Genomic DNA, 8,995 nt, shown 5'->3' with positions numbered 1-8,995 from the left:
ATGGTGCCGCCTGCATTGGGGCTGCTTCGCAGCCCATCGCCGGCAAGCGCGGCTCCCACAGAGACCGTGTCAAATCAAAGAATTACGATTTGTTCTGTGGGAGCGGGCGTGCCCGCGAAGAGGCCGGTACAGGCAAGTGAAGGACTAGCGGCCGAACCGCATCGGCCAACCCACCACCTTCTTCACCCTCGGCGTGGCATAAGTACGCACCTTGGATGTGCTCAAGCCCATCCGCACCAGCGATTCGGCAATGGTCACCGCCGCACTCACGCCATCAACCACCGGCACTCCCGTACGCTGACGAATCTGTTCATCCAGCCCGGCCATGCCGCCACAACCCAGGCAGATCACCTCGGCCTTGTCGTCACGCACGGCACGTTCGGCCTGCTCGACGATTGCCTCCACGGCCCGCTGTGGGTCGGCTTCCAGTTCCAGCACCGCCAGCCCGCTGGCTCGCACGGAGGCGCAGCGGTCATACAGGCCGGACAGCTTTAGCCGGTCCTCGATCAGCGGCACGGTGCGGTCCAGCGTGGTCACCACCGAGTAGGCATGGCCCAGGTACATCGCCGTGCTGGCGGCCGCATCGGTAATGTCCACCACCGGTACATCCAGCAATTCCTGCAAGCCTTCACGGCCATGTTCGCCGTAACCGGCCTGGATCACGGCATCGTAGGGGCCTTCGTAGGCAAGTACCCGGTCCATCACGGCAATGGCCGCCAGGTAGCTTTCGAAGTTGCCTTCCACCGATTCCGCGCCGAACCACGGTGTCAGGCCGATGATTTCAGTACCGGGGGCGGCCACGCTGCGTGCCTGCTCGGCGATGGCTTCGGTGATGGCTTCTGTGGTGTTGACGTTGGCGATCAGAATACGCATGGGTAATCCTCCCTGATCAGTGGCTGCTGTGGTCGACGGCAATGCATTCGCCGCTGACATCGTGGTAGTGGCGATTGCGCGGGGCGATCAGCAGGTACAGCGCAGCGGCGATGCCGGCCCCGATCAGCCAGGAGAACGGCGCGATGCCATGGAAGTTCGGCACCAGGGCCAGGACAATGGCCAACAGTGCGGCGGGTACGAAGGCGGCCACGGCGCGCAGGTTGATGCCCTTGCTGTAGTGGTAGGCGCCGGTCGGGTGTTCGGTGTACAGCTCCGGCACGTTGATGCAGCCTTTGCGCAGCAACCAGTAGTCGGACATGATCACCCCGTACAGCGGGCCCAGCAGGGCGCCCAGGCCGGAGAGGAAGTACACGATCACCAGCGGGCTGTTGTACAGGTTCCACGGCAGGATCAGCACGGCCACGGTGGCGCTGATCAGCCCGGCGCGGCGGAAGTTGAGGTGGCGCGGGGCGAGGTTGCTGAGCACGAACGCCGGGGCGACAAAGTTGGCCATGATGTTCACCGCCACGGTGACGATCAGGAAGGCCAGGCAACCGAGCACCAGGAACGCTGTGCTGGGAATGGCGGCGACGATCTGCGTAGGGCTGTCGATGATCTGGCCATTGATCTGGAACTGCGCGCCGCACAGCACCACCGTGATCACGGCGAACACCAGGATGTTCACCGGCAGGCCCCAGAAGTTGCCGACACGGATGGTCTTGCGGCACGGCGAAGAGCGGGCGAAGTCACAGAAGTTCAGCACCAGGGTGCCGTAGATCGCCAGCCACAGGGCACCGCCGGCGAAGATATTGCGCCACATCTCATACCCGGTGAGCGGCTCGGCCACCGACCAGGCGATGCGTGCGTCGGCCCTGAAGTACATGAACACGGCCAGCGCAGCCACGGTCAGCAGGATGACCGGGCCGGCAAAGCCCTCATAGCGGCGCACCATTTCCATGCCGTAGGCCAGGATCACCAGCTGTACCAGCCAGATCGACACGAAGCACACCCAGCCCAGGCTCGACAGGCCAAGGATGCTGTCCTGATCATAGGCGGCCACTTGCGGCCACACGGCGGTGAGCAGCACACGCAGCACCACCGAGGCCAGATAGGTCTGGATGCCGAACCAGGCAATGGCGATGACGGCGCGGATCAGCGCCGGAATCTGCGCGCCGTGGATGCCGAAGGCGATGCGGCTGATGACCGGGAACGGTACCCCGGTTTTCTGCCCCATGTAACCGGACAAGTTCATGAAGAAGTACACCAGCGCCGCGCCAATCGCCAGCGACAACAGGATTTGCCAACCACCCAGGCCGAGGGCGAACAAGCCCATGGCGAACGAATAGTTGGCGATATTGTGCACATCGTTTGTCCACAAAGCGAAGATGCTGTAACCACCCCAGCGGCGGCCCTCGATGCGCGTCGGGGCGAGGTCGCGGTTATGCAGGCGCGGGCTAAGCGCCAGTGTCGGCTGGCTGCCGGCAAGTGTGGAAGCGGGGTGGGTGCTGGCGACGGATTGTTCAGGGGCAAGGTCGAGGCTGCTACTCATTCCGGCGGCTCCTGATGCACAGTGACTGCGATGAGCGGGCATGCGCACGGGCTCGCCATCTCGTCGGTGCAGCTTGGCATCACAGGGTTCTGGGCGCGGCGGCCGGGATTGGACCGGCGTCGCGGGTTCTTGTGTATTTATGTTTTGTTTGGTTTGTATACAAAACACGAGGACACAAAAGCGAGTTCCATGCCAAGGAAAGAGCAAGCGTTAAAGGCCTATCATTTCGAATCCGTGACTTCGAAAGATAAGTTCATGAAATTGAGGAATTATAAGTTGACCAAATAAGCAGGTTTAATTTTTTAGACTGATAATTAGTTGATCGAGTGGTCAAAATTAGTTGCAGGGTAGTGTGTAACGTATTGGGGCGTTACCGGATAAAGTGCACACAAAAATGGCACTTAAGGTGACATTTCTGTGTACAAAAAATAGTCAGGTTTTTTTGTGCCGGCCTCTCAATCCATCGGTGGCAACCGCCGTTTCACCGGGCTCTTCTTGATGATTGCGGTGTTGGTCTCGGCCAGCACATTTATGCGGTCGAGCAGGGTGTCCAGTTGCTCCATCGAGCGCACATGCAGCCGGGCAATGAAGCAGTCCTCGCCAGTAACCTTGTCGCACTCGGTGAATTCTGGGATTGCGATGATTTGCCGCTCCACCTCCTGCAACTGCCCCGGCAGCGGGCGAATGCGCACGATGGCCTGCAACTGGTAACCGAAGGCGCGCGGGTCTACCTCTACGGTGTAACCGCGCAGTACGCCGCGTTCCTCCAGGCGGCGCAGGCGCTCGCTGACGCTGGGCGCAGACAGCCCGCTGACCTGCGCCAGGGCCTTGAGCGAGCGGCGCGAGTCTTCCATCAGTGCATTGATCAGGAGTTGGTCGATGGCATCGGTCATGGTCACCTCGTCAGGTAATTCACGTTATTTGCCTTGATAGTAAAGGTAAGGTTGCAGATTTGCCTTGGTTATCCGCTGGAAGGTGAGGCTGCAACCTTTGCATACTGTTGCCATCGTCAACGGGAGGTGTGAGATGGACAGTTCATTGCGCCGTGGCTCGCTGGAAATGGTCGCTGCCATGCTGATTTCCGGGACCATCGGCTGGTTCGTGCTGGTGTCTGGCCAGCCGGTGCTTGAGGTGGTGTTCTGGCGCTGCGTGTTCGGCGCCGTGACCCTGCTGGTGATCTGCGCCGCGTTCGGCTTTTTGCGGCCGGGGGTGATCAGCCGCACGGCGTTCCTGTTGGCGATTGCCAGTGGTGTGGCCATTGTCGGCAACTGGGTGCTGTTGTTTGCTTCGTATTCACGGGCGTCGATCGCCATCGGCACGGCGGTGTACAACGTGCAGCCGTTCATGCTGGTGGGGCTGGCGGCCTTGTTCCTGGGCGAGAAAATCACCCTGGCCAAGGTTACCTGGCTGAGTGTGGCCTTCCTTGGCATGCTGGCCATCGTCAGTGCCCATGGTGCAGGGCAGGGGGGTGGTGAAGACTATCTGCTGGGCATTGCCCTGGCGTTGGGCGCGGCTTTTTTGTATGCAATCGCTGCGTTGATCATCAAGCGCCTGAGTGGCACGCCCCCGCACCTGATTGCACTGATCCAGGTGACCACCGGGGTGCTGCTGCTGGCGCCGTGGGTCAAGTTGGGTGGGTTGCCGGGTGAAGTGCCGGCACTGGCCAGTTTGCTGACGCTGGGCATGGTGCATACAGGGTTGATGTATGTGCTGTTGTACAGCGCCATCCAGCGCTTGCCTACGGCGTTGACCGGGGCGCTGTCGTTCATTTACCCGATTGCGGCAATTCTGGTGGATTGGGTGGCGTTCGGGCACCGGTTGGCACCGCTGCAATGGGTTGGGGTTGGCTTGATCCTGCTGGCAGCGGCGGGGATGCAGCAGGGGTGGTGGTTCCGGCCCAAGGCGGTAGTGGTCAAGGGCCATTGAGGCCGCTTCGCGCCCTATCGCCGGCAAGCCAGCTCCCACAGGTACTGCACAAGCCTCAAGACCTGCGCAGTACCTGTGGGAGCTGGCTTGCCGGCGATAGGGCGCGAAGCGGCCTCAACGGGTAGAATGCCGCTTTTGCCAGCTTGCGACCCGCCATGACTTCGCCAATCCACACACTGGAGCAACACCTGCTCGCCGCCCTCGACCCTGCCCCGCAGGAAACCCGCCGCCTGTTCCACGGCCGTGGCCGCTGCTGGGCGGGCCTGGAGCAGGTCACCGTCGACTGGCTGCAAGGTGTGTTATCGGTCGCTTTGTTCCGCGAGATGCCCGAAGGGCAGTTGGCCGAGCTGGAAGCCATGCTGCGCAATCTGGCCCAGCGCCCGCAATGGGGCGGCCAGGCCATCCTCATCCAGCACCGCTACCTGCCTGACAGCCCCGGCCAGTGGTTGCTGGGCGAGCCGTGCCAGCAGCGCGAGGTGGTCGAAGACGGCCTTACCTACCTGTTGGACCTGGGCGTGCGACAGAACAACGGCCTGTTCCTCGACATGCGCTACGGCCGGCGCTGGGTGCGCGAGCAGGCGGCGGGCAAGCGCGTGCTGAACCTGTTTGCCTACACCTGCGGCTTTTCGGTAGCGGCGATTGCCGGCGGTGCCGAGCAGGTGGTGAACCTGGACATGGCCAAGTCGGCGTTGTCTCGCGGCCGGGACAACCATCGCCTGAATGGTCACGATGCCTCGCGGGTGGCGTATCTGGGGCATGAACTGTTCAAGTCGTGGGGCAAGGTGCGCAAGTACGGGCCTTATGATCTGATCATCATCGACCCGCCTACCTTCCAGCGTGGCAGCTTTGTGCTGACCCAGGATTACGCGAAGATCCTGCGGCGTCTGCCGGAGTTGCTGAATGCGGGGGGAACGGTGCTGGCGTGTGTCAACGACCCGGGTATCGGGCCGGAATTCCTGATCGAGGGGATGGCGGAGCAGGCGTCTTCGTTGGTGTTTGTCGAGCGGCTGGAGAACCCTCCGGAATTCCCGGATGTGGACCCGGCTGGCGGGCTGAAGGCCTTAATATTCCGTCAGGTTTGATGTTGCCCTTGCTGGAAGCTTCGCGGGCGAGCCCGCGAAAGGGCCGGTGCAGGCGAATTCAAGCCTCCAGGGCCTACAGCGGCAGTGGGTACACCTGGGCAAAGCGGTCCACCCCGTATACCTGTAACGGCCCTTGCAGGTTGATGCGCAGCAGCGGGTCTTCGCTAATCGACTTGCCCACCTCATGGATCAGCGCCAATGACGCATCCACATCACTGTCGTAAGTGAACTGCACCGAGAAGAACGCATAGGCGAACTGCAGCGACTGGTTGGTGACGTTGTTGTCCGGCAGGCAGGTTGCCAGTTGTTCGGCACCATACTGGCCTGAGCCAACGACCCAGGCTTCGGGCGGCAGTTCCTTATCGAAGATTTGTCCTTGCACGCGCTGGCGTTCGCCGAGCAGCTGGCGAATCCGCCGGTTTTTCGGATGCGGGCGTGGAGGAGCACTCAAGGTGATGGAGTTCTATTAAAAGTACGTAATTATTCGTCTGTTAATGTAGGATGTATCTTACGGGTATGATTTTTTTATATTCATTGTGTGAGGGTTAATTGTTTTTGCAATTTTTAATATTTGCAATGAAGTTGGCTGTCTACTAGGATCCGAGTTCCGATTTGGATGCGGCGCCGACAATCAATGATCGGCTTCATCAAGGTAGGGAGAATGCTAATGTTCAACACTTACCAGCGATGGCTCGTATTGGCCGTCCTGTCCTTCGCCTTGCTATTGGTTGCGATCGACATGACGGTCCTTTACATCGCCTTGCCCACACTTACCCATGCGCTCGGGGCATCTACCTCCGAAAAGCTGTGGGTCATCAACATGTACCCCCTGGTCGTCGCCGGCCTGTTGCTGGGTGCTGGCACCTTGGGTGATCGCATCGGCCACCAGCGATTGTTCGTGATCGGCCTTGTGCTGTTCGGTGCGGCGTCGCTTCTGGCAGCATTCGCGCCATCTTCCGCGCTGCTGATCCTGGCCAGGGGCGCGCTGGGCGTCGGTGCGGCGGCCATGATGCCGGCCACGCTGGCGATCATCAGCCTGACCTTCAAGGATGAGAGTGAGCGTGGTTTTGCCATCGGCGTCTGGACGGCCGTGGCTTCCGGTGGTGCAGCGATAGGTCCGCTGATAGGGGGGGCGCTGCTCGAGCATTTCTGGTGGGGCTCGGTGTTCCTGATCAACGTGCCCATCGTGCTGGTGGCCCTGGTGTTGTCCTTGCTGCTGATCAGGAACACGCCGCAGGCCAACGCCGGCCCATGGGACTTGCTTGGCTCCCTGCAGGCGATGGTAGGGCTCATCAGCCTGGCGTACCTGATCAAGGAATTCGCCAAGCCCGAGCCCTCGCTGGTGGCGGCGCTGGGGGCGTTGGTCATCTGCGCGGGCTTCGGCTGGATGTTCGTGCGCGGGCAGCGCAAGCGTGGTTTTCCGTTGATCGACCTGCAGATTTTCCGCAGCCCCGCGTTCTCCTCTGCGGTCATCGCCAGCCTGGCCGCGGCCGGCTGCTTGATGGGCATTAACCTGGTACTGAGCCAGCGCCTGCAACTGGTGATCGGGCTATCCCCGCTCGAGACCGGCCTGTATTTCCTGCCCCTTTCCGTGGGTGCGATCGTGGCCGGTCCATTAAGCGGCTGGTTGCTGCCCAAGGTTCGCTGCGATCGGTTCCTGGTGCTCGCACTGTTGATCTACGCCGGTGCCATTGGCCTGTTCATGTACAGTTTCAGCCATTCGGTCGCCCTGCAACTGCTGCTGCTGTTCGTCATGGGCGCATGCGTAGGGGCGAGCATGACCGGGGCGTCCACCACCATCATGGCCAGCGCGCCGCCGGAGCGAGCGGGTATGGCCGCTTCGGCCGAGGAAATCTCCTACGAACTGGGAGGAGGGTTGGGCATCGCCTTCATGGGTAGCCTGATGTCGGTGGTGTACAGCCGCTCGCTGGTCGTGCCCGAGCAGGCCGCCGACGCGGTGCGCCTGCTGGATGGGATCGACAGCGCGCTGGCTGCTGCCGCGCAAATGCCCGCACCGCTGGGGCAGGAAATTGCTGTGAATGCGCGATTGGCGTTCGACCAAGCGGTGTCCTCGGTAATGATGGCCACCGTGGGGGTACTGGTGGTGATCGCACTGTTGGTGTTTGTGAACTTTCGAAGGTATTCGACTGTTTCTGCCGAACAGCAAGTTTCTTCTTAATTCAGTCAAATAATACGCGGCTCGGAACTGTTCGGTTGAATAGTTCCGGGTCTGGATTTGTGCTGCTTTAAATTTGGAGAGGTGGCATGCGCCTACTGTTGGGGCAGTTGTATGACCAGCGTGCAGCCTTGCATCTGGAACAACGTTATGTCGGTGAAGTCCTGATACCGCAGGAGCATCTTTGTGCTCATCATCTGCGCGAGGCCGTGCGGTTTGTCGTGAAGAAGTATCCGGCACTTCGTGGCTGTTTCACGCGCAGCGAAGGCGAATGGCGCATGGACTTTGTTGCCATTGACGCGTTTCCCGTGGAGCAGGTGTTGCATGTAGTTGCCGCCGCACCCGGGGTGTTGCCTGGTGCACAGGTTCAGGCCAGCGTCGAAGCACTGCTCGCGACCTCGACCCTGGCGCCTCCCTTGCTGAGGTACATCCTGCATGATGCCGAGCAGGCCGAGGACCAGCGCCTGGTGCTGGTCTTCCATCACCTGGTCTGCGATGGCATTTCCAGCCGGATACTCTGGCGGGACCTTTCCAGGGCATATCGGGCCTCGGTGCAGGGCTGCCCGCTCGACGACGAGGCCTGCGACAGTTATCCGGCCTTCGCACAGGAGCTTGCTAAATGCTACCGGGCGCTGCCCGCCGAGGTGTCGCCAGCGTTCGGCGACCCGGCAGGTGTCGGGGTGCTGGACCAGGTGGCAGCAGAGCAGGCCGGCAAGGCCCTGGAGCATACCCTCGTACGGTACTGCCTGCAGTTGGAGCCTGCGGCCGTGGATGAGCTGCGTCGATGCGCGGCCGAGTGGCAGGTTAGCTTGAGCGACTACCTGCTCGGTTGCTGGCTGCAAGCACTGAGCCAGGCTCAGGCTCACGGCCCGGTGGCGCTGATGATGTGGGTCAGCCCGCATTTCGTTGGCCAATGGCAGACACCCGTCACCCAGCTGGTGGGGTCGGTTTCGTTCCCGCTCCCGCTGCGCTTGACGCTTCAGGCCGGACGCAGCCTGCGAGAAACCGCGCGGTCGGCCAGGGCCGAGGTAGAACAGGGCATGGCGCAGGCACAAGCCTTCGCAATCCGGTATTTCAGCGGTGTCGCGGGCGCGCCGGTGCCCGACTTGCCTGCCATCGGTTTCAACTTCATCTCGGCACACAAGCCGGGCGCCAGCCTGATTGGCTATCGGCCTGCCCCGGAGCAATTGCATATCGCGCGCGATCCTCGGCAGGTGGCCGACCTGCCATTGAGTTTCGAGGCCGAACTGTACGAGCGACGCTTGCGCCTCACCGTGCTGGTGGCGCCTGAGATGGCCCGTGCGCTCCCCATCGAGGCATTGGTCGACCGATTGTTCGAGGGCATGCGGCCGATCGCAATGGCAGAAGGTTGAGCATGACCGACTCACC

General features: G+C 61.6%; 8 protein-coding genes. 4 read left to right on the top strand and 4 right to left on the bottom strand.

What is annotated here, in order from left to right:
• Positions 1 to 144: 144 nt before the first annotated feature.
• The 3 genes from ACFY9W_RS20545 to ACFY9W_RS20535 all read right to left on the bottom strand — a co-directional run bounded on the left by ACFY9W_RS20545 (position 145) and on the right by ACFY9W_RS20535 (position 3,315).
• On the bottom strand, positions 145 to 873 hold the full coding sequence (locus tag ACFY9W_RS20545; protein ID WP_391133829.1) for an aspartate/glutamate racemase family protein: 729 nt from the start codon (positions 871 to 873) through the stop codon (positions 145 to 147).
• 16 nt (positions 874 to 889) lie between these two features.
• Positions 890 to 2,422 (bottom strand): cytosine permease, encoded by a 1,533-nt coding sequence (locus tag ACFY9W_RS20540; protein ID WP_391133826.1) that lies wholly within the window; start codon positions 2,420 to 2,422, stop codon positions 890 to 892.
• 455 nt (positions 2,423 to 2,877) lie between these two features.
• Positions 2,878 to 3,315 carry an Lrp/AsnC family transcriptional regulator gene (locus ACFY9W_RS20535; protein ID WP_043197208.1) on the bottom strand — a complete coding sequence of 146 codons (438 nt, stop codon included), beginning with the start codon at positions 3,313 to 3,315 and terminating at the stop codon, positions 2,878 to 2,880.
• Between the two features lie 133 nt (positions 3,316 to 3,448).
• Between ACFY9W_RS20535 and ACFY9W_RS20530 the strand changes: the two genes are divergently transcribed.
• The gene (locus tag ACFY9W_RS20530) at positions 3,449 to 4,348 is read left to right on the top strand and encodes an EamA family transporter (RefSeq protein ID WP_391133823.1); all 900 of its coding nucleotides are present in this window, start codon (positions 3,449 to 3,451) and stop codon (positions 4,346 to 4,348) included.
• Positions 4,349 to 4,503: 155 nt separating this feature from the next.
• Complete coding sequence (locus ACFY9W_RS20525) at positions 4,504 to 5,430, top strand: class I SAM-dependent methyltransferase (protein WP_391133820.1); 927 nt, start codon at positions 4,504 to 4,506, stop codon at positions 5,428 to 5,430.
• A 73-nt stretch (positions 5,431 to 5,503) separates the two neighbouring features.
• On the opposite strand, the gene ACFY9W_RS20520 is transcribed toward ACFY9W_RS20525, so the two are convergent.
• On the bottom strand, positions 5,504 to 5,881 hold the full coding sequence (locus tag ACFY9W_RS20520; protein ID WP_391133835.1) for a hypothetical protein: 378 nt from the start codon (positions 5,879 to 5,881) through the stop codon (positions 5,504 to 5,506).
• A 216-nt stretch (positions 5,882 to 6,097) separates the two neighbouring features.
• Here ACFY9W_RS20520 and ACFY9W_RS20515 point away from each other — a divergent pair, with 216 nt between their 5' ends.
• Both ACFY9W_RS20515 and ACFY9W_RS20510 read left to right on the top strand, forming a co-directional pair.
• On the top strand, positions 6,098 to 7,609 hold the full coding sequence (locus ACFY9W_RS20515; protein ID WP_391133818.1) for an MFS transporter: 1,512 nt from the start codon (positions 6,098 to 6,100) through the stop codon (positions 7,607 to 7,609).
• Between the two features lie 86 nt (positions 7,610 to 7,695).
• Positions 7,696 to 8,979 carry a condensation domain-containing protein gene (locus ACFY9W_RS20510; RefSeq protein WP_391133815.1) on the top strand — a complete coding sequence of 428 codons (1,284 nt, stop codon included), beginning with the start codon at positions 7,696 to 7,698 and terminating at the stop codon, positions 8,977 to 8,979.
• Positions 8,980 to 8,995 lie beyond the last annotated feature (16 nt).

Source organism: Pseudomonas sp. NPDC008258 (assembly GCF_042956345.1).
Lineage (GTDB): Bacteria > Pseudomonadota > Gammaproteobacteria > Pseudomonadales > Pseudomonadaceae > Aquipseudomonas.
Note: the sequence above shows the minus strand (reverse complement) of the source record. Positions and strands in the feature narration are given on the sequence as shown.

Bases quoted from the DNA above. Each gene is read 5' to 3' on its own strand.
- ACFY9W_RS20515 (WP_391133818.1), top strand. From the start codon at position 6,098: ATGTTCAACACTTACCAGCGATGGCTCGTATTGGCCGTCCTGTCCTTC.
- ACFY9W_RS20535 (WP_043197208.1), bottom strand. From the start codon at position 3,315: ATGACCGATGCCATCGACCAACTCCTGATCAATGCACTGATGGAAGAC.
- ACFY9W_RS20530 (WP_391133823.1), top strand. From the start codon at position 3,449: ATGGACAGTTCATTGCGCCGTGGCTCGCTGGAAATGGTCGCTGCCATG.
- ACFY9W_RS20510 (WP_391133815.1), top strand. From the start codon at position 7,696: ATGCGCCTACTGTTGGGGCAGTTGTATGACCAGCGTGCAGCCTTGCAT.
- ACFY9W_RS20540 (WP_391133826.1), bottom strand. From the start codon at position 2,422: ATGAGTAGCAGCCTCGACCTTGCCCCTGAACAATCCGTCGCCAGCACC.
- ACFY9W_RS20545 (WP_391133829.1), bottom strand. From the start codon at position 873: ATGCGTATTCTGATCGCCAACGTCAACACCACAGAAGCCATCACCGAA.
- ACFY9W_RS20525 (WP_391133820.1), top strand. From the start codon at position 4,504: ATGACTTCGCCAATCCACACACTGGAGCAACACCTGCTCGCCGCCCTC.